General features: G+C 40.9%; 23 protein-coding genes and 1 tRNA gene. 5 read left to right on the top strand and 19 right to left on the bottom strand.

Features of this window, described 5'->3' with window-relative positions; translation table 11 throughout:
* Nucleotides 1-222: 222 nt before the first annotated feature.
* From asnS to IGJ45_RS06195, 4 genes are read right to left on the bottom strand one after another with little or no spacing between them, the layout of a single operon-like run.
* On the bottom strand, nucleotides 223-1,521 hold the full coding sequence (asnS, locus tag IGJ45_RS06210; protein WP_005472233.1) for an asparagine--tRNA ligase: 1,299 nt from the start codon (nucleotides 1,519-1,521) through the stop codon (nucleotides 223-225).
* A gap of 42 nt (nucleotides 1,522-1,563) precedes the next feature.
* A complete protein-coding gene (locus tag IGJ45_RS06205) occupies nucleotides 1,564-2,757 on the bottom strand; it encodes a pyridoxal phosphate-dependent aminotransferase (RefSeq protein ID WP_409531816.1) in 1,194 nt (397 codons plus the stop codon).
* Between the two features lie 21 nt (nucleotides 2,758-2,778).
* Nucleotides 2,779-3,279, bottom strand: a complete 501-nt coding sequence (locus tag IGJ45_RS06200) for a cell wall elongation regulator TseB-like domain-containing protein (protein WP_003126923.1) — start codon at nucleotides 3,277-3,279, stop codon at nucleotides 2,779-2,781.
* Between the two features lie 54 nt (nucleotides 3,280-3,333).
* A complete protein-coding gene (locus IGJ45_RS06195; RefSeq protein WP_409531815.1) occupies nucleotides 3,334-6,096 on the bottom strand; it encodes a helicase C-terminal domain-containing protein in 2,763 nt (920 codons plus the stop codon).
* A 228-nt stretch (nucleotides 6,097-6,324) separates the two neighbouring features.
* On the opposite strand from IGJ45_RS06195, the gene IGJ45_RS06190 reads away from it, so the two are divergent.
* Nucleotides 6,325-7,095, top strand: coding sequence for an SDR family oxidoreductase (locus tag IGJ45_RS06190; RefSeq protein WP_003126921.1), 771 nt, complete (start codon nucleotides 6,325-6,327; stop codon nucleotides 7,093-7,095).
* 134 nt (nucleotides 7,096-7,229) lie between these two features.
* On the opposite strand, the gene IGJ45_RS06185 is transcribed toward IGJ45_RS06190, so the two are convergent.
* From IGJ45_RS06185 to IGJ45_RS06175, 3 genes are all read right to left on the bottom strand, one after another.
* Nucleotides 7,230-7,862 (bottom strand): HD domain-containing protein, encoded by a 633-nt coding sequence (locus tag IGJ45_RS06185; protein WP_005472230.1) that lies wholly within the window; start codon nucleotides 7,860-7,862, stop codon nucleotides 7,230-7,232.
* 120 nt (nucleotides 7,863-7,982) lie between these two features.
* A complete protein-coding gene (locus tag IGJ45_RS06180; RefSeq protein ID WP_003126918.1) occupies nucleotides 7,983-8,183 on the bottom strand; it encodes a cold-shock protein in 201 nt (66 codons plus the stop codon).
* A 416-nt stretch (nucleotides 8,184-8,599) separates the two neighbouring features.
* Nucleotides 8,600-9,724 (bottom strand): baeRF6 domain-containing protein, encoded by a 1,125-nt coding sequence (locus IGJ45_RS06175; protein ID WP_138371726.1) that lies wholly within the window; start codon nucleotides 9,722-9,724, stop codon nucleotides 8,600-8,602.
* Nucleotides 9,725-9,904: 180 nt separating this feature from the next.
* On the opposite strand from IGJ45_RS06175, the gene IGJ45_RS06170 reads away from it, so the two are divergent.
* Nucleotides 9,905-9,976 (top strand) — tRNA-Arg (locus IGJ45_RS06170).
* A gap of 226 nt (nucleotides 9,977-10,202) precedes the next feature.
* Here IGJ45_RS06170 and IGJ45_RS06165 read toward each other — a convergent pair.
* The 11 genes from IGJ45_RS06165 to sfsA form a co-directional block, all read right to left on the bottom strand.
* Nucleotides 10,203-11,384: a GNAT family N-acetyltransferase gene (locus IGJ45_RS06165; RefSeq protein ID WP_113849920.1), complete on the bottom strand. Its 1,182-nt coding sequence runs from the start codon at nucleotides 11,382-11,384 to the stop codon at nucleotides 10,203-10,205.
* Nucleotides 11,385-11,440: 56 nt separating this feature from the next.
* Entirely contained in the window at nucleotides 11,441-11,854 is a 414-nt protein-coding gene (locus IGJ45_RS06160; RefSeq protein ID WP_003126911.1) for a DUF3284 domain-containing protein, read from the bottom strand.
* On the bottom strand, nucleotides 11,851-12,039 hold the full coding sequence (locus IGJ45_RS06155) for a DUF3188 domain-containing protein (protein ID WP_003126909.1): 189 nt from the start codon (nucleotides 12,037-12,039) through the stop codon (nucleotides 11,851-11,853). Before IGJ45_RS06155 ends, IGJ45_RS06160 begins: the two co-directional genes overlap by 4 nt.
* Before the next feature lie 53 nt (nucleotides 12,040-12,092).
* Nucleotides 12,093-12,314, bottom strand: coding sequence for a hypothetical protein (locus tag IGJ45_RS06150; RefSeq protein WP_003126906.1), 222 nt, complete (start codon nucleotides 12,312-12,314; stop codon nucleotides 12,093-12,095).
* Nucleotides 12,315-12,432: 118 nt separating this feature from the next.
* A complete protein-coding gene (locus tag IGJ45_RS06145; protein WP_003126904.1) occupies nucleotides 12,433-13,869 on the bottom strand; it encodes a PTS sugar transporter subunit IIC in 1,437 nt (478 codons plus the stop codon).
* A gap of 88 nt (nucleotides 13,870-13,957) precedes the next feature.
* Nucleotides 13,958-14,275, bottom strand: a complete 318-nt coding sequence (locus tag IGJ45_RS06140) for a PTS lactose/cellobiose transporter subunit IIA (protein ID WP_003126901.1) — start codon at nucleotides 14,273-14,275, stop codon at nucleotides 13,958-13,960.
* Between the two features lie 24 nt (nucleotides 14,276-14,299).
* Nucleotides 14,300-14,617: a PTS sugar transporter subunit IIB gene (locus tag IGJ45_RS06135; protein WP_003126900.1), complete on the bottom strand. Its 318-nt coding sequence runs from the start codon at nucleotides 14,615-14,617 to the stop codon at nucleotides 14,300-14,302.
* Nucleotides 14,618-14,752: 135 nt separating this feature from the next.
* The gene (locus IGJ45_RS06130; RefSeq protein ID WP_081131691.1) at nucleotides 14,753-17,464 is read right to left on the bottom strand and encodes a sigma 54-interacting transcriptional regulator; all 2,712 of its coding nucleotides are present in this window, start codon (nucleotides 17,462-17,464) and stop codon (nucleotides 14,753-14,755) included.
* 65 nt (nucleotides 17,465-17,529) lie between these two features.
* A complete protein-coding gene (locus IGJ45_RS06125) occupies nucleotides 17,530-18,786 on the bottom strand; it encodes a DEAD/DEAH box helicase (RefSeq protein ID WP_252711808.1) in 1,257 nt (418 codons plus the stop codon).
* A gap of 12 nt (nucleotides 18,787-18,798) precedes the next feature.
* Nucleotides 18,799-19,797 (bottom strand): Gfo/Idh/MocA family protein, encoded by a 999-nt coding sequence (locus IGJ45_RS06120; RefSeq protein ID WP_409531813.1) that lies wholly within the window; start codon nucleotides 19,795-19,797, stop codon nucleotides 18,799-18,801.
* A 17-nt stretch (nucleotides 19,798-19,814) separates the two neighbouring features.
* A complete protein-coding gene (gene sfsA / locus IGJ45_RS06115; RefSeq protein ID WP_005472220.1) occupies nucleotides 19,815-20,543 on the bottom strand; it encodes a DNA/RNA nuclease SfsA in 729 nt (242 codons plus the stop codon).
* 371 nt (nucleotides 20,544-20,914) lie between these two features.
* Between sfsA and IGJ45_RS06110 the strand changes: the two genes are divergently transcribed.
* The 3 genes from IGJ45_RS06110 to IGJ45_RS06100 all read left to right on the top strand — a co-directional run bounded on the left by IGJ45_RS06110 (nucleotide 20,915) and on the right by IGJ45_RS06100 (nucleotide 23,187).
* Entirely contained in the window at nucleotides 20,915-21,259 is a 345-nt protein-coding gene (locus IGJ45_RS06110) for a DUF4828 domain-containing protein (protein WP_003126895.1), read from the top strand.
* 210 nt (nucleotides 21,260-21,469) lie between these two features.
* Nucleotides 21,470-21,631 (top strand): hypothetical protein, encoded by a 162-nt coding sequence (locus tag IGJ45_RS06105; RefSeq protein WP_003126893.1) that lies wholly within the window; start codon nucleotides 21,470-21,472, stop codon nucleotides 21,629-21,631.
* A gap of 221 nt (nucleotides 21,632-21,852) precedes the next feature.
* A complete protein-coding gene (locus tag IGJ45_RS06100; RefSeq protein ID WP_156247269.1) occupies nucleotides 21,853-23,187 on the top strand; it encodes a serine hydrolase in 1,335 nt (444 codons plus the stop codon).
* Between the two features lie 71 nt (nucleotides 23,188-23,258).
* Here the strand turns inward: IGJ45_RS06100 and IGJ45_RS06095 are convergent, their stop codons facing one another.
* Nucleotides 23,259-23,777, bottom strand: a complete 519-nt coding sequence (locus IGJ45_RS06095; RefSeq protein ID WP_103299887.1) for a GyrI-like domain-containing protein — start codon at nucleotides 23,775-23,777, stop codon at nucleotides 23,259-23,261.
* Nucleotides 23,778-23,801: the final 24 nt, after the last annotated feature.

The raw sequence follows: 23,801 nt of genomic DNA, 5'->3' as shown, positions 1-23,801 counted from the left end.
AATAACCTCTATTTATTTACATTAGTTCTTATTTTACCTGATAATAAGCAAAAAGAAAATAAATGTAACAAAACCGTTATATTTCAATAAAAGTTACACCTTCCGGCATATGGTGATCTTTTGATAAATCCAAAAACTCGCACCTTCATTCCCCTAAGATTCCTTGCTTCCTTTTACCAAAAAAAGCCAGCTTCCTACCCAGAAGCTGGCTTTTAATATCCTCTATGGATAAATACGATTCAATAAGCGTGGGAATGGAATGGCTTCACGCACGTGTTCGATACCTGATAGCCATGTAACGGTCCGTTCAAGACCTAGACCAAAACCGGTATGTGGAACTGAGCCATACTTGCGAAGATCTAAATACCAAGAGTATTCATTTTCATCTAATCCGTGGTTACGGATTTGTTCTAGCAAGAATTCATAATCTGTAGCCCGTTCTGAGCCACCGATGATCTCCCCATAGCCTTCTGGTGCAATCATATCTGCACAGATCACGACATCATCTCTTGTTGGATGTGGTTTCATATAGAAAGGTTTGATGGCTTTTGGATAGTTAAGAATAAAGACTGGTTGATCAAATGAGTTTGCAATAAATGTTTCGTGTGGCGAACCAAAATCGTCACCCCATTGAATGTCCTCAAAGCCATTTTTTTGCAATAGTTCTACGGCATCATCATAAGAAATACGAGGGAATGGTAATTTCGTATACTTTTCAAGAATGGCACGATCTCTGCCTAAAACATCTAATGCATAATCACAGTTGTCCAAAACGCTTTGTACAAGGAAAGCAACGTATTGTTCTTGTACTTCCAAGCTTTCTTCTTGATGCATGAAAGCCATTTCTGGCTCGATCATCCAGAATTCGATTAGATGACGACGCGTTTTAGACTTTTCTGCACGGAAAGTCGGTCCGAATGAAAAGACTTTACCAAATGCCATCGCTGCAGCTTCCATATATAATTGACCAGATTGAGATAGATATGCTTTTTGATCAAAATAGTTGGTTTCAAAAAGATCCGTTGTTCCTTCCGGTGCAGACCCTGTCAAAATTGGTGGATCAATTTTGATAAAGCCATTATTATTGAAAAATTCATAGGTAGCACGAATCACTTCGTTACGGATCTGCATGATGGCATGTTGTTTTGAAGAACGTAGCCATAAATGGCGATGATCCATCAAGAAGTCGGTGCCGTGCTCTTTCGGTGTGATTGGGTATTCATGGCTTTCGCCCACTACTTCAATGCCGCTGATGCCGATTTCGTAGCCAAATTTCGAACGGCTATCTTCACGAATCTCACCAGTTACTAGAACTGCCGTTTCTTGATTTAAATTTTTGGCAAGCTGAAAGACTTCTTCGCCCACTTCAGTTTTTACCACGATACCTTGAAAATATGCGGTGCCGTCACGTAATTGCAGAAAGGCAATTTTTCCACTTGATCGTTTGTTTGCGACCCAAGCACCAATCTGTACTGTTTCGCCAACATGTTTTTTTGCATCTAAAATTTGAATAGATTCCACACGTTTCTCTCCAATCTGATAATAAGGGTTCCATAAAGCATTTTAAGCTTTTCGGCTTTTCTTTTCAACAAAATCCTGCAAACGTTTTGCGGCTTCTTCCAAGGTTGCCCAATCGGTTGCATAGCTGATCCGTAAATTGTCTGGTGCACCAAACCCAGCACCAGTAACGACTGCTACTCCGGTCTCTTCCAGAATTGCTTCCACAAAAGCATTGATGTCTTCATATCCGCACATATTCATTGCTTCCCTGACGTTTGGGAAAAGGTAAAAAGCGCCTTGCGGTTTTACTAATTGAAAACCTGGAATGGCTGCAACAATCGGATAGATTTTATTTAATCGGTCTTCGAATTGCTGACGCATGATTTCAATGGAGTCTTGATTCCCTGACAGTGCTTCAACAGCAGCATATTGACTGACAGCTGTAGGATTGCTAGTTGCTTGAGAAGCAATATCCGTCATCGCTTGAATGATTGTCTGATCGCCAACGGCAAATCCAATCCGCCAACCAGTCATGGCATATGTTTTTGAGACACCATTAATGATGATCGTTTGCTTACGAATAGCCTCAGACAAACTAGCAATCGGCGTAAAGGAGTGCCCATTGTAAATCAGACGACCATAGATATCATCAGAAACAATCAAGATATGATGTTCAACTGCCCACTCTCCGATAGCCTGTAGTTCTTCTTTCGAATAAATTGCCCCCGTTGGATTGGAGGGCGAATTCAAAATAATGGCTTTAGTCTTGGCTGTTCTAACAGCTTCTAGTTGAGAAACCGTTACTTTAAATTGCTCGGTTTCCGCAGCATAGACGAAGACTGGTTGCCCTCCTGCTAGTTTCACTTGCTCTGCATAGCTGACCCAATATGGCACAGGAATAATCACCTCATCTGCTGGATCGATCACTGCTTGAAACAACGCATAAAGCGCAAATTTAGCGCCATCTGTTACGATCACTTGGTTGGTGTCATACGTTACGCCATAAAACTCCTGCAGATAGCGTAGGATGGCTTCTTTTAGCTCAGGGATCCCAGCTGTCGGGGTATAAAAACTTGCCTTCCCATTTTCAATGGCTTGGATAGCGGCTTGACGAATATTCTCAGGAGTAATAAAGTCGGGTTCTCCTACCGTCAAACTCAATACGTCAACGCCTTGCGCTTTTAACGCCTTAGCCTTGGCAGCTGCAGCTAATGTAACTGAGGGCTCTACTTGATACGCTCGTTTGGAGAGTGTCATGTCAACCATCCTTTCTCTAAATCAAATATTATTGATGGCATTGATTTCCTTGCCGTCTTTAAAACCTAGCAAATAATAATGAAGTTCACCAGAAGCATCTTTCGTCATGATTTCCCAAGCAGCTTGCTCTTTAAACAATCCTAAAGTAGCTTTCTGGATCGTTTCTTCTGGATGTTTTTCGGCAACCAATTGACGAGCGGCTTCTTCCGTTAGACCATCTGATTGTTTAAAAACTGACACTTTTTCACCGCTTTTAGGAATAATGACGACGATTTTATTTTCTTTATCATCTGTACCAACTAAACTAAAAGAAGAGGCTTGACGATTAAACCAATAAAATTGATCGACCTCTTTCAAATCCGTATACTTTTGGGCAATTTCGATTGCTTCATTGCGTGCCTGTCGCATCGGACGAGTCGAACGGATGTAGAAAATCGATGAGAATATGATAACGATCAATAAAAAAACGATCGCACCCAGTAAAATCATCACACGGCGTTGTTCTTTGTCTTTCGTTTTCACTCGTTATCCTCCATAAAAATAATATGCTCTATTATAGCAGATTTCAGCTATCTTTTAAGAAAAATGTTTTTTTGGTGTTTCTTCTGCTCCAGAATCAAAAAACGCCCGTATGTCCTCGGTCATTTCTTGTGGTGTAGCTTCTTTGACCGGCAGATTTTTTGGCAAACCTTTAAGTATTCGCTTGCCATACTTCGTAGAAAGAATCCGACGATCAAGAACCACCATTACTCCTTGATCATTTTCCGACCGAATCAGACGTCCCAACGCCTGACGCATTCGGATAATTGCTTTTGGCAATGCATCCTCCTTGAAAGGATCAATACCTTCCGATGCTAAAAAAGCATGACGTGCTTGAACAAGCGGTCGTTTGGGGTTCTCAAATGGTAAGCGCGTCACAACCGCGATTTTGAGCGCTTGACCGGGTAAATCGATGCCTTCCCAAAAACTATCTGTTCCAAAAAGAATCCCATTTTCTGCCAGTAAAAAGCGCTTGATGATTTTCTCGCGACTACCGCCAGTCCCTTGTGCTACAAGTTCTCGTCCTTGTTCCAAGGCTTTTTTATGCAGTTTTTCATAGACCCGTTTCAATGTTTCATGAGCAGTGAATAATACAAGTGTTGGCTGCAAATTTTCAAATAGCAACGGTGTTAATGCATCGGCCAAATATTGCGCGTATTCTTCATTCGTTGCTTGCTGAATCGAGATTCCTTGTTTGACAATAAACAGGTGTGCTTGCTTTTCATAATCATAAAATGCCGGAATCGTTTTGACCGTCACTTCAGGAATGCCTAATCGGTGAGCAAAGTAAGATTTGTTACCAGGAATTTTCAATGTACCGCCTAAATAAAGAATATGTTTGTACCTTGAATACCATTTGCTTTCGATAATTTGATTTCCCTGCAGGTCTGCCACTTCAATGATCGCTGCAGCAGTCCCTGCTTTTTTCTTGATCCAATGGACATACCGAGGTTGCCAATTCATCAGCCACGATTGAACCGTCGCTGCCTGTACCTCCATATCATGGAAATAATCGAACAAGCGGGCAATCAGGATGCGCTCCCGAGCCAATCGCCGTTCTTCTGTCGCCATGAATGTTGTCTGCAATCGCTGTTGGATTTCTAAAATTTCTTTATAATACAAATGAATTTTTTGATGGAGACGATCTTGCTGCAAGCTGCCATCGTAAAGATCCTTGCGTTGGACAAGTGTCAGTTCTTCCCCATCGATCACGAGTGTTTCAAAATAGGCTTCTAGCGTATCGATAATCAATTTGATGGCATCGATATACAATGAAAATAAATGGGAAAGATCGAATTCTTCAGCGACGAGTTGCTTGATCTCTTCAAACAAACCTTCTTCATTCATTTGCAAAAATTGTCGTTTGAACTGTTGGGAATCAAAGGAATTTTGCGAATATCTTTCGGCAATCTCCGGCAAATGCTGGACTTCATCGATCAGCAGAAAGTCACTCGTTGGCAGTAGTGGATACTGACGCCGATTTTCCTGCATCAAAAATGCATGGTTGACAATCAGCACATTGCTTTGTGTCATCTTATTATAGAGATGGCGCACAAAATCCTGCTCATAAAAAGCTTGATTCTTTGCCAAAAAATCCACCCCTCGATGACGGATTTCCAAAAACAGCGGATGATCAAGACGCACAAGATTCAATTCATCAAAATCTCCGGTCTCAGTTTTGGTCAGCCAAACTAAAAGTCCCATCTGGTACTGGGCATACTGTTTTTGTTCAAGCGGTTGTTCTAATGTTGCTTTGAACCGCTGGAGATCAATGTAGTGTTGATGGCTTTTCACAACAGTTGCCTGCAACGGTTGTTCCAGTACTTGATTGACTAATGGGATGTCTTTAGCCAATATCTGATTCTGTAGCAAAATCGACGTGGTACTGACGATTAATGGATTTTTTGGAGTAGCTAAGTAGCTTGCAGGAAATAAGTACCCGATGGTTTTTCCCATGCCGGTTTCTGCCTCAATGATCAGATTTTTTTCTTCATGAGAAAAGTGATCATAAACAGCATTCATCAACCGCGCTTGTTGTTTTCGATAACTGAGGCGACCATCAAAACATTTGATCTTATCCGCTTTAACTTTAGGATACTCTCCTTGAAAATAGCTTGATTCAAACAATGGCACACTCTTTTTTCGCAGAACCAATCCATCGATTTCTTCCAAATGTTCAGGAAGCGGCTCTTCGGTACGTTCACTGACGATCCGCTGAATATATTGACTGGTCTGCATCCCCATTTGACCGCTCAACTGGGCGATTTGCTTTAAAGTCACCCATGGCAGTTCACGCATGATCGATTCGATGTACAGCAATAATGCCGCGGTCACTTCCGCATCGCTATCCGCCTGATGTGGATTCTCATGAACAAATCCGATACTTTCAGCCAGATCTCCCAAACGAAAGCTGCTTTCTGTCGGCAAAAAAACTTGCGCCAATTCCACGGTATCGATTCCTGGAATCTCAAGGGGCGGCATCCCGCATCGGATTAATTCTTGACTTAAGAAATGATAGTCAAAATAAATATTATGAGCCACAAAGACTGTTTGTGTTAACAAATTATAAATCGTATGAGCAACATCTTCGAAATACGGTGCTCGTTTCACTTGTTGATTGGTGATATGAGTCAAATTCTGGATCTGCTTTGATATTCTTCGATCCGGATTGATATCTGTTGCAAATCGATTAATGACCTGACCATCTTGGATCAAAACACAGCCAAATTGGATGATTCGATCAATGGCAGGATCAGTCCCCGTTGTTTCAAGGTCGACCACAGCGTATATGGGTTTCATTTCGCTTCCTCCTTACGCACTTCTTGCATTATACTACAAAATCTTTGCCTCTTACATCTGTTTTAGCCAATAACGAGGAAATCAAATTTTGAGATCAATCAGACGAGAAGCTTGATTTTAGGACTAAAGTCCTCATACGTTCATCCTATCAAAAATCAATGGACCATCCGTATCTTTCGACAAAGGTCAGGAACTTTTTTATAATTTAATTAAGAAGGAGGCGTTTAAATGAAACGGTTTGAAAATAAAAGGGTTATCGTGACGGGTGCAGCATCCGGCATTGGCAAAGCAGTTGCCCAGCAATTTCTGGATCAAGGAGCAGTCGTTGGTCTATTAGACATTGATGAAACAGAATTGAAGGCATTTGTAGAAGCTACTGAAGGTCAATCGATTTATCGTGTGGTTGATGTATCAAAAGGAGAAGAGCTCTTACAGGCAGTCACAGCGTTGGCACAAGAGTTGGGTGGTGTCGATATTCTCCACGTTAATGCAGGGATCAATGGAACCTGGACCCCTATCGAAGAGCTTTCACTAGATGATTGGGATACGACCATTACAACGAATCTTCGCAGTACTTTTGTCACAGTTAAAGCAGCAATTCCTTTTTTAAAAATCAACGGCGGCAGTATCGTGATCACAAGTTCGGTTAACGGCAACCGAATTTTCAAAAATTTCGGCGCTAGTGCCTACAGCACATCTAAGGCTGGTCAAGTTGCTTTCATGAAAATGGCGGCACTCGAGCTTTCCGGCTACAACATCCGAGTCAATGCGATTTGTCCAGGAGCGATTTCAACAAATATTGATGAGAATACGGCTATCGAAGAGGCTGTTGAAAAAATCAAAATCCCAATCGTCTTTCCGGAACGGGAACGTCCTTTGCGTCAGGAGACTGGTATTCCGGAACAAGTAGCTAACCTCGTGCTGTTTCTTTCCTCTGAAGATGCAGGAAACATTTCGGGTACAGAAGTCTATGTTGATGGAGCAGAATCATTGTTATAATAAAAATAGCCTGTGAAACAAGTCTTCAAAAACATACAAGATACTAAGAGCAGAGGAGGAACTAATCGACGGATGAGTTTCTCCTCTGCTCTTAGTATGTTTTTTTCATAGGTAAACTTGTTTCACAGACCATTTCAATTTTTGATTAGGTTTGCGATTTCTTCTAGAAAATTTTCTTTTCCATAGAAATCTGCATTCAATAGTTCTGGAAAGACCGCTTCAAAGAAGTAAGACACACTAGGACGGTGATTAAAATTTTTGACCGTCATTACTGCTTCGCGAAACATTTCTTTGTAGACTTTATCTGGATTGCTTTTTGAAATTTCTTCAAAAGATTCATAAAGCAAATCAATTTTATCTGCGATCGCCAACAATTGGCCTTCCAGGGAATCATCTTTACCATCCGCTAATCTACGACGATAAATCGGCTGAAATGATTCTGGAATCTCTTCTTCGATGAATGTATCTGTCATCTTTTCTTCTACTGTCGAAAGCATTTGCCGCAATTCTTTATTTGCATATTTGACAGGCGTTTTGATGTCTCCAATGAATCGTTCAGTATAATCATGATTTAATGCTTTTTCATAGAGAATCTGCCAATCGATCGTATTTCCCGCCTGCTCTTCAATATCAGCCAATGTCTGAGCAATCATTGCGACTCGAAAAGAATGCGCCGCGACGCTATGTTCTGTAAACTTAAAGAACCCCGGCGCCCGTTGAATCTTTTCCAAATTCGCCAGTCCCAAAATAAATTCATTCAGTCCCATCCTGAGTCCCCCTTTTTTCAAGTATAACAAATACAGAAAATGCAAACAAATTTAGACTCTACCTTCTTTTGAATGAAAGCACAAAAAAAAGAGCAGCTAGGCTGCTCTGATAGGCAATAATTAAGCTTTGTTTACGTTAGTAGCTTGTGGTCCACGTTGTCCGTCTTCGATATCGAAAGTAACAGCTTGACCTTCTTCTAAAGTTTTGAAGCCTTCACCTTGGATAGCTGAAAAGTGAACGAATACGTCGTTTCCGTTTTCTGCAGTGATGAAACCAAAACCTTTGTCTGAGTTAAACCATTTTACTGTACCTGTTTCCATAATAAAAATCCTCCTTGTGTTAAAACACATATTTTGCAATTACTTGTATATGGTGAAAATGTGGGAGATGTTTTAAAATGAAACAAGCTACCATAAATTACCGTAACAAAAACTACACTTCGTATTATAGCACAGTTTTTGCTTCTTGACTATCGCAAACTTAAAAAAAATGAAAACGCAATTATTTCTTAACTTTCTCCACAAAGAAGGCACTTTTTTAGAGAAAAAGCCTGTGACATATGTTCTACAACAAAGGGACTAATCCGAAAAATTCTACGATTGCTCCTACAGTTTGTAAGTTCTAGAAGCAACTATACAAGGGATACGCAATCCTGGTAAATCGTTCAGATTATTCTTCTTGTTGTTTATGTCACAGGCTAATTTATTCAACTGGTGCTTTACGGATATCTAGGAAACTAGTACCGCAAGATCGCAGTTAAACTTTTCTCATCCGGCGCATCTTTTTGCTCCAATATAGAGACTTCTCCACTGTTTTCCAACACATTTTTGGCCAATGTATTCAGCACTTGCCGACGATCATACTCAGTATCCGGGTCTTCTCCGAAGCCATCCACTAAATTTGAAGTGGCGATAAAGAGCTGCGCGATCCGTCCTTCTTTCGCTGCTGGTACGATGTCCACTAATTGATCCATAAATTTGCGGTCAAGCAGTTTGTTGTAAGAAGCTACTTCATTCTGCATCAGATCGTCCATCAATTTTTGCGCACACTCGGCAATTTGTTGTGGGGATAATGAAGCAGGCGATGACGCAATACAAGCATCTTTTTTGAAGTAACTTGTTTTTGCAATCTTCTTAAATAATGTTTGATTTTCAGGGAGTGCAAAAAGATAAAGCGGTAAATTTTCCTCATTTGGAAATTCATTTTTAAAATAATTGTCTACAGCTTGGTAGTAATTGACATGATCGATCTCAACCTCTTCGTCTTTAGCACTGAAGCCGTGGTAGGCAACGCCTTCACCAGAACTGTTTGGTGCACCTTGTGCACTGTAATTGAAATCTCCACCACCGCTGATTTCTTCACCAAGAGCAGTCTCAATGTCAACAGGAGCGTCTTCAGGCAATGCCACTTCAGTGACTTGCTTGTTTTCAACATGGTATACTTTCATGGAATCCCGATTCAATGCAAGTAAATAAAAGGCATAATTGAATTGGGCATTTTTGATGATCGCCAACAGGTAAGGTGTATCTCCGACATAGTATTGATCATCCACGGGAATACTCAAGCGATGGATCAATGTTTCTTCTGCTGTTAAGATCACTGCCACACTTTTGGTGCTGCTGCGCCAAAATGCCTGATCAGCAAGCAGAGTCTCAATTTTTTCCTGGAATTTGTTCCATGAGTGGTCGGGATATCTCTTCTCAAATCGGCGTTTTGCTTCTTTAGCAAAATTTTTGAATTTGATTTGATCTTTCTCAACATTTTGGTGACCTACGTGAGTATTTAGCATGATCGTGACAAATGGTCCATTGATTCCGTCAGTTGTTAATTGCGACAAAAAAGCTTTCCCAAATTTTACCATTCAACATTACCTCCTACTTGATCGGTTACACCTAAAGTGTACCATGCCTATTTTTATCCATAAAGCAAAACGATTGCATAAATCGGGTTTCTATTCCTCATCTTCCCTTATCCCGCAACAAAAATAACTATGACTTAGGGTTGCAGGAAGATGAATTTACAGGTAAAATGGGATTGTTGTGTTCCCTTAGTTAAATGGATATAACAAGTCCCTCCTAAGGATTAGTTGCTGGTTCGATTCCGGCAGGGAACGTTGAAAGAACCTGTTAAACTCTTGCTGGACAAGAGTTTTTTTGCTTATCAGATAAAAAAATCTTAGCTGCAACAGAACACTTGACTAAGAAGCAAGTTAAAACCAAAGATGATAAAACAGATCTGGTCCATCAGCTGTCCGTATCACTGCTCTCATTTCTTAAAGGATTCCTACTTAAACCGCGAGGGGACCATCAGGTATTTTGCTGGTTGGACGACTCGATAAATCAGAAATAGTCTTCTAATATTGGTTTTCCTATTGGAAGATTAGACTTGATGCAGTTTATTGCTGCATCATCTGCCACTAATTGTTCCAAGAAAACCATTGTATCAACTGTTTGGTATCCCATAAATAACTGGACAAAACGCTGCACGGTTGTTTTTACTATTGGTTGTTGCGTCTGCGTTACTTTTTCGATTGAATGCTGACCGTCCTTGATAGAGATTTCATAAATCCCATTGTTCCAAGGCGCATATTTATCTTCTTGGATCTCAATAGCAAAAGCTCCATTTAGCTGATAAGTAAAGGGATATTGCGTCAAAAAGCGATGAACATCGACTACTCGCGCCATCATATCCGGTCTCACCTGATAGTGTGCTATTGGTTTGGCAGCAATTGCCTGGCGAATATCATTGTCATAACCTGGTTGATAAATGATTCGGGCAACAGAATCGGCATGAGAGACAATCAATCGATTCAATCCGTGATAAGCCTCAATATTTAAGTAACCCCACTCTTCAATGATGAATTTGCCTTCTTGAATCGTATAAACTAGATAACCGGTATTATTCCCAGCTTCATCGCGGTAAATGGCAAATGTATACGGCTTACGATACGTGAATTTGATCGTTTCCCACCAATCTGCTCGCAGCAATCCGCCTTTTTTATGTCTTGGCATAGCATGATAAATATCGTGGATCACACTTTTAGCCTCTGACCATGGCAGACGCTGAATCGAACCTGTTACTTTGGGACTATCGGCCCATTCATGAGCAGCAACGTCATAGACCATACGTTCAAAGACGTATTCATACCCATAGCGACGATAAAAGGGAAAAGAAAAAGGTGCTAAATAGGAAAGGACAATTCCCTGCTCATAACAATCTTCCAAGATGCGGCGCATGATGCGGTCGATTCTTCCCTGACTTCGATATTCTGGATATGACGCAACAAAACCGATTCCTGCCATCGGATAGCTTGTTCCATGAAAATCAATGGCAAAAGGTGTGGCCATGATTTGACTAGCCAACTTTCCTTGATCATCATACGAACCATAGTTCCATGAATTCTCTGCTAGTAAGCGATAACGCTCCTTATTTTTCTCACTTAATTCCCATTGGAAAGCATAAGCCACTAAATCCAAAACTTCTTGTGGGCCTGCTTCATCCATTCTACGTACATCACTCATCCGATTTCCTCCTATTACCTACCTGGAAAACACAAAAAAGGCGTCACAGGACCCCTTTAATATGATTCTTCCATCATAACCAGCATTTTTTTGAATTGTTTTCGTTTAAAATAACCTAGAATCGTTCCAAGCAGCATATCATTCATTTGTTGCAAAATACCGAATGACTTCATCGTTTCCGTATAAATTACCTTTGTCTGCTTTTCATTTATCGTTTCCAGCTCATAGCGAACGACAAACTCATTTTTGGTTGTCTCTGTCCGAAACTGATAGACTTGATTCTCAATGACTTCTTCAATTTTGATTTTTGCACGGCTGGAAGCTGAAAATTCCTTGACGTACTCATATCCGGCTAACTGTTTGCGGGAAACCGTTTTGCCTGTTGCCTTGCGGATATCAAATATCACTGAGTCGATTATTTTATCGAAAAAGACTGGACTTGGAACGTTCAATGTTTTTTCAATTTTCATTTAGACTGTCCTCCATTTGATTGATCAGCTTTTTTCTTGCCTTTCATAAACAACAAACCGCCGCCTATCAGCAAAGCAATTCCAGTAGTAAAACTGAAAATGTCTAAACGCATATTGCTTGGGTTCATGCTATACAAAATCACAAGCAACCCGATACTGCACAAAAATAAGCCGTTTTTTATCATTTTGATTCATCCCTATCTATTTAATCGTCCCTGACATCAGTTGTATTACGACATCAAACAGCGGTTGCTTGAAAGTATAGCACAGATCCCCATGGTTGGGCCTTAATCAATTCTTTCGCTTTTTTAGCTGCTGCTTCTGCATCGTCAGCTGTGGTAGTAAAAATCAATTTGATCCCTTGTTTTTCTTTAAATGTGTAAGACACACCGTCTTCATTGTATCCTTCTAATAATTCTTTGATTGCATCTTGCTGCATAGCACTTGCGATTGAGATCATTTTTTATTCCTCCTTGAGCAGTTTTCTTGCTGCTGTTTTCTAACTGTATTCTTAATGAATGAAAAGAAGAACTGCTACCTCAACTATGAAGCGATAGCAGTTCCTCTCGATTAAAGGGCTATTCGCCTAATTTTGGATCAATTTTATTTGCTGAGATAACAAATGGCGCCCAGATGAAGAAGGTGACCACCATACATACTAAAGTGACGATTGGCGCACGCCAGTCTGCACCGGTTGCTAAGAATGATAATAACATTGGCGGCACAACCCAAGTTACTTGTTGAGAAACTGGTGAGACTAATCCCCAGTAAGTAGCTAACCAACCAATTGTTGTAGCAACAAGTGGTGCAATAATGAATGGAATGAACATGATCGCATTCAATACGATTGGCAAACCAAACATGACTGGTTCGTTGATATTGAAGATACCAGGTCCAATTGATAATTTGGCAACTGTCAGATAGTCTGCACGTTTAGAGAAAACTAAGATGGCGATCAAAAGAACGATCGTTCCACCTGAACCACCAAACCATGCAAATGCATCGAATGATCCACGAACCCACATATACGCTTTTCCATCTTCAATGGCTGCTAATACCGCGCTTGTTCCAGTTTTTCCATCATATCCTTTTTGGAAAATATCAATATTGATCAACTGTGCTTGTCCCCAGATACCTTCCAAAACTGGTGCCAATACGTTTGGACCATGGATACCAAAGAACCAGAAGATTTGCACAAAAACAGTAACGATCAAGACTGCACCTATTCCTTGAGAAAGACCCAAGAATGGTTCAGCAATATATTTCTGAACAAGGTCGATAATCAATTGTCCATCCGTCAATTGTCCAACAATAAAGTTAATAATAGCAATAACATACAAAGCGATCGTTGCCGGTAAGATTGCGGCAAAAGCTTTCGAAACTGCTGGTGGAACGGAATCCGGCATTTTGATTGTAATATTGGCTAACATTAATTTACAGAAAATGATGACTGAGATTGCTCCCATGATCATTACAGTAAAGTATGCATTCCCATTTAGATGGTTCAAATTCAACCAGCCCCAGCCGCCAGCTGTAATTCCTTCAGCTGTTGCTGACCAACCAGTTGTTGCTGTACCAGCATTGATTTCATCCATCAAATTTGCAGGAACTGTCGTCGCAACAGATGTGCTATATGAAAAAGCGATTCCTTGGATCAGTGTCGCCATTCCGACGATCCCACCGGCAAGGTCATTGACGCGGTATGCTCGGGCTAAGTTATACCCCCAAGAAAAAGCAAAAACCAATCCAGCTACAGCTAGTGTACCATTCCAAACAAACCCATTAATACTAATAATTTCACGTATAACTGGAATTGTACTTGCATCATAACTAGGCCAAAACTGTGGCGGCAGATCGCGAATGATCGCATTGATCATTACAGCGATCGAACCAGCCATTGTCGCGGGCATTGTTCCAATAAACGCATCACGCAACGCTACTAAGTGCTTTTGAGCACCGATCTTCGCTGCTACGGGGAGAATGTATTTCTCCATCCAACTCGTTAATCCATCCATTTTTATGTCCTCCTATAAGTTCTATTCGCCAAAGAAGATTTTTCTAAGAGATAAAATCAACAAATAACTACTTCTATCCGTTCAAAGATTATTCGTTACTCATACGTCGATAAATATCAATGATTTCTTTCGCTAGATCTGTAAATGCGATTGATGTCATTAGATGGTCTTGCGAATGAACCGTCAACAAGGTCACTGTCATATGGTTGCCTTGTGCTTCTTGTGTCAACAAACCAGTTTGTGAGTGGTGTGCTTCTACTAAAGATGCTTCAGCATCCGCAATCTTTTGGTCTGCCAATTCAAAATTTCCTTCTTTGGCTGCCGCAATTGCCTCCATTGCATCACTTTTCGCATTTCCGCCATACATGATCAAACCCATAATGGCTTCCAAATTTTGCTCGTCCATCAAAAAAATCCTCCTCTTACTTCACTACTTCATTAAGCTTTCTGCTTGTGCTAAAACTTTTTCGCCATTCATCATGCCATAATCAGCCATGTTGATGACTTCTAAAGGAATCCCTTTAGGTGCTAATTTTTGTTCAAACTGTGATTTCATAAAACGTACTTGTGGGCCTAACAATAGAACATCCACCGGTTTTGATTCTAAATGTTGGTCTGCTTCTGAAGCGGAAACTGCAAAAATATCTGCGTCCATTCCTTTTGCTTCAGCTGCTTTTTGCATTTTTGTTACCAACAAACTAGTACTCATGCCAGCAGAACATACGAGCATAATCGTTTTTTTCGCCATCATTGTCACTCCTTTCTAAATTATTATTTACACTTAACTATAAAGCAAAAAGCGTGCCAAAATAAAAAAAGTGCAAACCTTGATTTAACAATGGTCTGCACCAATTTAACGCTTACACACTTTTACTTTTTCTCATTACACACTAATATTGTGTGCGGATTCATGATGTTTTTTTATTTCATTTTCTAAGAACATCTGTGTGAGATACGCAATCTCATCTTCAGAGATCTTGATTTGATAATTTTTTTCGATTTGCAGCAAGTTCGTTCGCAACACATCGGTCTCGATTCGATACCGCTTTTGGAAGTTTGCTAAATCCTTAAATGCTCGGGAAGGTTCCTTTTTCAAATTGCTCTCCACAAGAAAAGCAAGGTGGATCACTAACCCGGCATCTACAGTCGGTTCTAGTGTCACATGCAGCTGATTCTGAACCTGATGGACGATTCGTTGCAAGCTCTCGATCAAATGGTAGACAGACCCGACATGCGTAAGGGTATTTTCAAGAGAGCGTACAATTTTCTCGATGGGAACTTCATCAGAAACGATTCGCTTCAGCACATTCAACCGTTCGTCATCAAAGACATCATAAGCCGAAAAGAAAGGAATATTTTGATAATCGATATCTACTGTGCCAGCGATGGCTTTGATCTCATATTCTTCTAGCAACCCATCGATGTGTTTCTTGAAGGTTTCTTTCTCAATAAATTGCATTTGAATAATTTCGACCTTCTCTTGGTCGACGACCGGATAGATGCGCTGATACAGCTTGGCAGCGACACCTTCTCCCGTAAAGCACGTAACGATTACTGCCTTTTTATTGCCTTTGGCTTCCCGAACCGTGCGGAATTGCTCTTGAACGATCGTCTCAAAGGAACGCTGGATGTTTTGATAGATATCCTCGAGACTGCGTCCACTCTCTGCCATGCGCAAAGCTTCCAGCACGATCATCGTACTGGACATGGAGATTGCTTTCGTCCGAATGCCCGTTTCTTCATAAATAAGTGTTGCAAAAGAGTTCAATGATCCCATATCAGTGAGAAGCAATAGACCATTACTTAATTTATCTTTATTCTTAGAAACATAGGCCAGTAACTTTTCGTACATTGCGCCCACTTCTGTATCCAATGACATATTCATTGCATAACCGCTAGTGGTTTCCAATAGCTCCTGTGCGGTTTCCAGCATGCTGCTAGCTGTTGCTCTTCCATGCATCAAGACGACGACTTCTACCTTCTCAAGCGGCATGATCTGTTTTTTCACCTGAATAGCTAGAAACATACTAATAAAGCCAATTTCATCGAAGGGAATCTCCACGTGTCGTTCCTCTTCAATAATAGTTGATAGATCCATCGCCACCTGAAACTCTGATTTCAGATTTTTCCGAATCGTATTTAAGTCTGGATGAACGATCATGTGGCCTTCTTTTACGCGTTCTAATGTACTTTGAAGATGAAGTGCAAAGGCAAAACGTGCTTTTTCATTGTATGTACGATCCAATTTTTGTTCAGCGATATCATAAAGGTGATTGGTCAGTTTCCAAATATCTTCTGGAATCAACTCTTTGTGAACGGGATTTTGCGTCAGCTCTTCTACATACATTTCAAAATAGGCATCCACATCCTTGGAAATCAGATTTTCCAGATCGATCGTTGCAACACCTGTCTCGATCAAGCTGCTGACTTTCTCTTCAATCTCATTGTAAACCTGCATATTTCTTTGAGGATCTTGTGACCAAACAACATCTTGATCCCCAGGCTCGAAACTCAAAAAATCGCCTTTGCCTTCTAAAAATCGATCGAGACGTTCCGACATTTCTTTGATTTTCAACAATCCTTTTTGGACTTGCAGTGAACAATCTTCTTTACGAATCAATAAATGCTTTTTGCCGTAGGTCCGATAATGGAGGAATGCTTTGGCACAGACTAATTTCAAATCACGTTTGATTTGACCGATATTGCCTTCTGCTTCATACAGCATAAAGGCCAAAATCGCATCTCGCTCAACGTCGATCCGTTGATTGAGCCGAGTTGCTTCTTGCTTGATAAATAAGGAGATGATTTCATATCGTTCATCCAGTGAACGACTCTCCACATTCGGCAAAGTGATGGCCATTGGAATCCTTCGGTTGAATGTCGTCAAAAATGTTTCTGAAGATTCTGTTGTAGCACCGATGATCTGCACAGAAGCTTCGTACACTTGATTGCTTTCACCTAGAGGACGATAGACTCCCTTGTCGATAAAGGTAAAGAGCATTTCCTGGCCTTCCGGCGGCAAACGATGAATCTCATCCAGAAACAAAATACCGCCATCGGCTTTCGCCATTAGTCCGGGACTATCTTCCGCAGCGCCAGTGTATGCGCCTTTGCGGATCCCAAAGATATGACCAAATAGCAATTGGGGATTTTGCGCATAGTCCGCACAATTAAACGCAACAAATGGGGCATCTTTTTTCAGCATTTTTGATTCCACAGCGAAATGATACATACACTCCGCAAATAATGATTTCCCGGTCCCGGTTTCGCCGAATATAATAGTATGCAGTCCACGGGGCGGATATAGAATGGCCGCTTTCGCCTGTTGGATACTGACTTTCAAAGAAGCTTGAACGCCCACCAGACTTTCAAAGCTAACCTCGGAGGACACATCCACATGAACTTCCTCATTCAATGGTTCATAGATTACTGGTCGACCAGCACGCTTGCTGATTTTATTTTCTTTAAATAATTCACTGAGATAACGGCTTGCATTACTGCGATCGATTTGTAAAATCTCCGCAACCTCTAAGGCTGTCAGACCTTGTTTGTGCAGTTCGATCGTCTGAAAGATTTCTTCTTTCCTTGAATTCACGAAAATGCCTCCTCAATATTACACACTAGTAATTAACCACCGTTAATGGTAACACAAAAAGACGCTCAATGGCGTCTTTTGCCTTTATCTTTTTGGTTTTTTTGCTTTTTCTTCGTTTTCTTTGGCATAGTGTGTAATTTTTCAGAAGTTTTTCTGGAATTTTTCTGCACACTCTGCTCTTTTTTAGGTTCACTTTTAACTTCCGGACGCTCTGTGTGAAGCGCACCTCCATGCAAGAAAACTTCTTGCAGCGTTACATCCAGCTGTGCGGCAATTTTCTTTAGATCCTTTAATGTATGGTCTTGGACGATCGTGATCACTGTGCCCTCATTTCCCATCCGTCCCACACGACCTGCTCGGTGAAGATAAGATTCTTTCTCTTGAGGAACCTCGGTGTTGACCACATACCCCAGCTGATCGACATCCAATCCTCTGGCAGCAACATCTGTCGTTAGTAATTCACAAATCTTTCCCTGACGGAACCCATCAAGCGAAGCACGGCGGGTCAGTTTGTTCTGGTCTGAAGCAAGGGAGGCGACTGGCAAACCATGAAAGAGCAGTTTTTCTTCAGCATTACCTAATGCACTTAATTCATTAAAAAAAATCAATCCCTGAAAATCTGGTAAGTAAGCCAACCGGCGCAAAGCATCCACTAGTTTACGACTCGGGTAATTCAAATAATAATGATGGATCACCCCTTTGCTCTGGTCTTCCTCTGTCACATCAATGACCTGTGGTGTTTCAAAAGCCAGTTCTTGAATTTCTTTTAGAACCTCATTGGCAGTTGCAGAGAAGAAACTGCGAGTCGCCTGTTTTGGAATAAGCGTCAAGATTTTGCTAGCGAGCCCAAAGGCCCCTTCTTTCAGTAATTGATCCACTTCATCCAAGACTACCCCGTGAATCTGTTGCGTTTTGACTTTTTTTAATTTGATCAATTCCAATACTCGTCCTGGTGTCCCCACCAAAACTTCTGGTTTGGCCTTCAACTTTTCAATTTGTCGCTTAGTATTTGCGCCGCCAATCAGTGGTAAAACCTGCAAATCTAAAAGCTGGGCCCAATCTCGTGCGACCTGTGTGACCTGCATGGCCAGTTCTTGGGAAGAGGTCAAAATCAGGAGCTGATTGCCTTCACCAACTTTTACAGTTTCCAATAAAGGTAGTAAATAGGCTAATGTTTTCCCTGAACCTGTCGGCGAAACGCCTACTACTGATTGTCCTGATTTCAAGAGGGGGTAAACCCGTTCTTGAATCAGTGATGGCGCAGAAAAGCCGCTGCTTTGCCATTTTTCTTGCCAAACTTCTGCTAAATAAGTTGCTGTCATACATTCCATTCCTTACTCTTTGTCTGCGTCAAAGGAGATTTCTGCGTGTTTTCTCATGAGATAGATCGCTTCATTGACATCACGAGCTAATTCGATCCATTCTTCATAGCGCGCACCCAATTGGGGATCTGCTTTATTTTCGATGACTTCTGCAAAATCTACAGCTTCTTCGACCATCGGATTTGCCTGCGCAGTCACCGGTAATACCGTTTCATTATTTGTACGGTCATAAAATACCGCTTGTTCAATGGCATTGACTGCATTTAGTTCCAGTGTTCCATTTTCAAAATATATTTCTGATTTCAAGTCAGAGTTGCCGATTTTTCCAGTTTGAATGGTTACGTCAAAAGTTTCATAACGTAAAATGATCGTACCGATCCCATCGACTCCTGTCACGATTTTCCGGGCAAAATAATAAACATTTTGTGGTCTGCCAAACCAAGCTAGTGCTGCATAAACGGGATAAACACCCAGATCTACCAATGCGCCGCCAGAAAAATGGGGAGAAAAAATATTTGGCTCCTCTCCTGCTAACACTGCATCATACCGTGAAGAGTATTTCATATAGGTAAAGTTTGCACCAATGATATTGCCATGTTCAGTTAAGACAGACGCAATGGTGTCAAAACTTTTCTCATGAATGTTGCGCGCTGCTTCAAAAAATAAAACTTGATTTTCATTGGCCAATTCAATGATCTCAGCCATTTCTGATGGTGTCGAAAAGGCAGGTTTTTCGACGATCACATTTTTTCCTGACAAAATCCCTTGTTTTGCTTGTTCAAAATGCAAACTGTTGGGAGATGCAATATATACCGTATCTAATTCTTCTAGTTGAAAGAAAGCCGTTAAATCATCTACACAAGTCACTTCTCCATATTTCTCTGCAAAAGACTGAGCAGTCGCCAGTTTTCTAGAATAGACAGCCGTTAGATGGTAGCGTCCCGTTTCATGTGCAGCTTGTACAAATTGATCCGTGATCCAATTTGTACCGATTATCCCTAAATGAATCATTCATATTCCCTCTTTTCTTATAAGTTTGGGTCTTCAAAAGCAGCCGTAAGATCAAAAGGTACTGCTTTATTAATGGAAATGCTGGTTTCATCCACAAGACAATTATACGCGAAAACTTGGATTCCGTCTGCAATTGCTTGTCCGATTTTTTTTGCTAGCTCTGGTTGCATGGCACGATGGATCGTCGCGACATCAATGTCTTCAAATTGGACGACAAACAATACCGCGGCATAGTACCCTTCTTTCTTAGCATCTATCAGTTCACTTACATGTTTCAATCCGCGACTGGTGGGCGCATCTGGAAAAGCACCCACTCGTTTGTTTTCCAAAGTCATCCCTTTGATTTCTATAAAGCCCTTTTCTCCGACATCTGTTTCAAAATAAAAATCAAACTTTGAACGGTGATACGTCACTTCTCTCTTTAGTAAAGTTAGATTGCCTGTGATCTGCGGTAAAAGAATCGTTCCGTCCAATAAGGATTCATAGGCCAAACGGTTTGGGACTTGACTGTCGATATTGATCCATTGGTCGCCCTTTTTTACTGCGATCAAATCATAATTAGTTTTTCTCTTTGGACTATTCCAGTATTGCAAAGTGACTAACGCACCAGCAACAAGTACCTCTTTTCCTCGACCAGTATTTTTGACGTGAACGATTACTTCCTCCCCTGACATCAATCGACAGCGGGCAATAAAGCGATTTTCCCGAATAATAAATATCGCTAAGTGACTATTTGGATATTCCATCTTTTTCCCTCTCCATTAATACCTCGGCCTTAAAACAGCCGGACTTCCTTAAATAAACGCTAAATCAGTTGATCTAGTAATTGATGATGTTCTGATTCTCAGTGAAAGACTCTCTTTCAATTAAAGTAGGAGAAAGCAGAAAACTTTCTATCTGATTTTACCATAAGCTATGGAACAATGCTTTGGGTCAGCATCATTGCTGCAGCTATCCGCTGCCGCTGCAATTTTCTGGTATTTTCTGAGAACTGCAAGATTTGATAAATGGATTATACGGTCAATTAAAAACTTTTAAAGTTCCGACCAAAGTAGGAGGATTTCTTTGTTCCCCATGGTATACTAGTTCCATCATAGGTAGGAATGGATGTGAAAATGTGAAAAAACGTTCACTGTTGATTGGTCTGTCACTTTTGACCGGTGTTGCCAGTTCGCTCATATTAAGAAAAGAAAAGCAAAAAACTGAGCCCCGCCAACAATTCGTGGGGAAATGGCAGTTCACTTCAAAAATGAAAGACACTGTATCCATTGAGATCACAGAGGAGCATTCACTGACAATTGATGGGAAACATTCACCTACTGTGATCGTTGAGCTGACCCCATCAAGATTGGTTTTACTAGATTCATTGGGTTACCATTTGATCATTGAACAAAAGGACCAGCGCTTCACCCTTTATGATGAAGCAGAAGATTGGCAATATCCTTTGACAAAGATCGAATGATTTCTTCAAAGTTTCTTCATTATTTATTCTTGATTTCCTCTGAAAATGCTCAGACTTTCTACCAGCATTTTTAGACAGTTCATGCTATGATAGTAATAAGAAGTGGTTGAACAAGGTGTTCCGTTGAGTGATAGATGATCGTTCATAGATTAAGGTGTAGGTTCGATTCCTACCTTCCACATTAATTAAAAACAGAAAGAAGGGATTTCTATGTTAGCGACGTTTGTTTCACTTTTTTCAATCTTTGGTTTAGCCGCATTACTTGGAGGAACGCTGTTTCTTGCCCGCCAATTGATGCAGCAAGAAACAAGAGCAGTGAAAGTACCTGTAAAAGTGCAAAGTGAGGATCCCCGAAATCATATTCGCCGATAGTTTTATTAGATAAAAAAACTGCTTTTCTTTGTTCGTTAAAGAAAAGCTTTTTTTATGTCTAAAAACAACTATTGTTTCAAGACAAAGCGATCACTGGTGTGATTCGGCAAGAAGAAAAAAGCTGGTTCTTACGAATTTTTGAACTTTCTGTTAGAGTATTGCAACTCAGGAAACTCTTTGTTAAACTTTTGATTTAGATACAGAAACGAAGGAGTTTACCTATGCAGAAATTATCCAAAATCTGGTATTCATTGATTGCGGGTCTAGCAACCCTCTTTTTTATTGCCGGAATACCAATGATCTCCCACGCTGAGGAGACTACATTTACCGCTGAAGAAATCAAAAACTTTTCTATCGATGCAAAAGCTGCTTTTTCAGTGGATTTCGATACAGGCAAGATTTTATATGACCAAGAGGGAGAAACCCCGATGGGCATCGCCTCAGTGACAAAAATCATTAGTCTGTATCTAGTAGCAGAACAAGTCAAGGAAGGCAAATTGACTTGGGAAGACCCTGTTGAAATCTCACAATATGCAGCCGACCTCAGTGTCACACCTGACTTGTCCAATGTTCCTTTGCATCGTGATGTTCAATACACCGTTAAAGACCTTTATGAAGCGAGCTACATTCAATCAGCTAATGCTGCGGTCGTTGCCCTAGCAGAGAAAATTGCCGGGTCGGAGCCAGCCTTTGTCGATCAAATGAAAGACAAACTCACTGAATGGGGAATCACAGATGCTAAGATTGTCAATGCTTCCGGACTGAATAACACCTATCTGGGAGAAAACCTTTACCCTGGTTCCACTTCCACTGATGAAAATGAATTATCTGCAAAAGATGTCGCTATCGTAGCGAGACATTTGCTCCAAGACTTCCCAGAAGTATTAGAAGTCACCAGCACGGTTACCAAAACATTTGGTGAAGGTTCCTACTCACCAGTTGAGATGGTCAACTGGAACTGGATGCTACCTGGTTTCATCAACGCCAAAGATGGTGTTGACGGTTTGAAAACCGGAACCACTGATTTAGCAGGTGCTTGCTTTGTTGGAACGGCTGTGCGAGATGGCCAGCGTATTATCACCGTAGTGTTGAACGTCAACGGTCATGCTGAGAATCCTAGTGTACGTTTCACCGAAACAGGCAAACTGATGGATTACTCATTTGATGCGTGGGAGCAAGTTCCTATTCTATCTGCTGGTGATCAGTTAGCAGATACAAAAACGGTCGCTGTTAAAAACGGCAAAGAACTTACTGTTCCCATAGCGGTAAAAAATGATCTTTCTGTTTGGGTACGTAAAGATATGGATCCAAAAGACTTCACCACAACAATCGATTATAACAAAACAATGAACGAAGAAACCGTCTCTGCACCAGTTGCCAAAGCAACGGATTTAGGAAAAGTAACAGCAACGATTCCTGCAGATACATTAGGTTATATGGATGGTAGTAAAGAAGTCCCTACTACTGAGCTGATCACTACTAAAGCCGTTGAAAAAGCAAATATTTTTGTTATCGGCTGGCGATCAGTTGCCAATTTCTTTACAAATCTCTTTTAATCAAAAATAAACTTCCAGTGTTTGGCGTTGCCGGTAAGACCGGTGATCACTGAAACACTGGAAGTTTTTTGTTAAGAGAGTAACTCTTCTTTGGTCACAACAGGCGCAATCGGTTCAATAGGAAAATACAGTTCTACTTCCCCTTCTTGAAAATTAGGCAGGTAGTGTTCCTGAATAGCTGCTGCCAGTTGAACATTATTTTCTGGAAGAACTTCTCTCAACATCTTCTCTGTCATCATGTTTAGATTGGATTCATTTGTTTTTACGACCATGTATTCCATCTCTGGCATTTGCCAACGGACCCAATCTACTGGTGGAAAATTATCCGTAGTGACTTGGACACCCGCAAGGTAACGTCCTGTCTCTTGCCATGGTTCCAGCCAGTTCTCTCCGTCACTCATCAATCCCCAGAACTGCAGATCTTCCGCTTCTTGATCGGCTAGCAAAAACTCGATTTCTTCAAAATCTTTCGTTGCAAGATCCCATAGTGCCGGTACCCATGAAGGGCCTTCTTCAGCAAGACCTTTTCCTTCTTTTCCGACAACATAAAACGCTGGGAGTGTTACTCGGATCACTTCACCTAATTCCATGCTAGTGCCTCCTTCTTTCTTCTC

Origin of the sequence: Enterococcus sp. DIV0574 (genome assembly GCF_051711125.1) — a bacterium.
In the GTDB taxonomy this organism is placed as follows: Bacteria; Bacillota; Bacilli; order Lactobacillales; family Enterococcaceae; genus Enterococcus_D; species Enterococcus_D gallinarum.
This window is presented reverse-complemented; position numbering and strand designations above follow the sequence as displayed.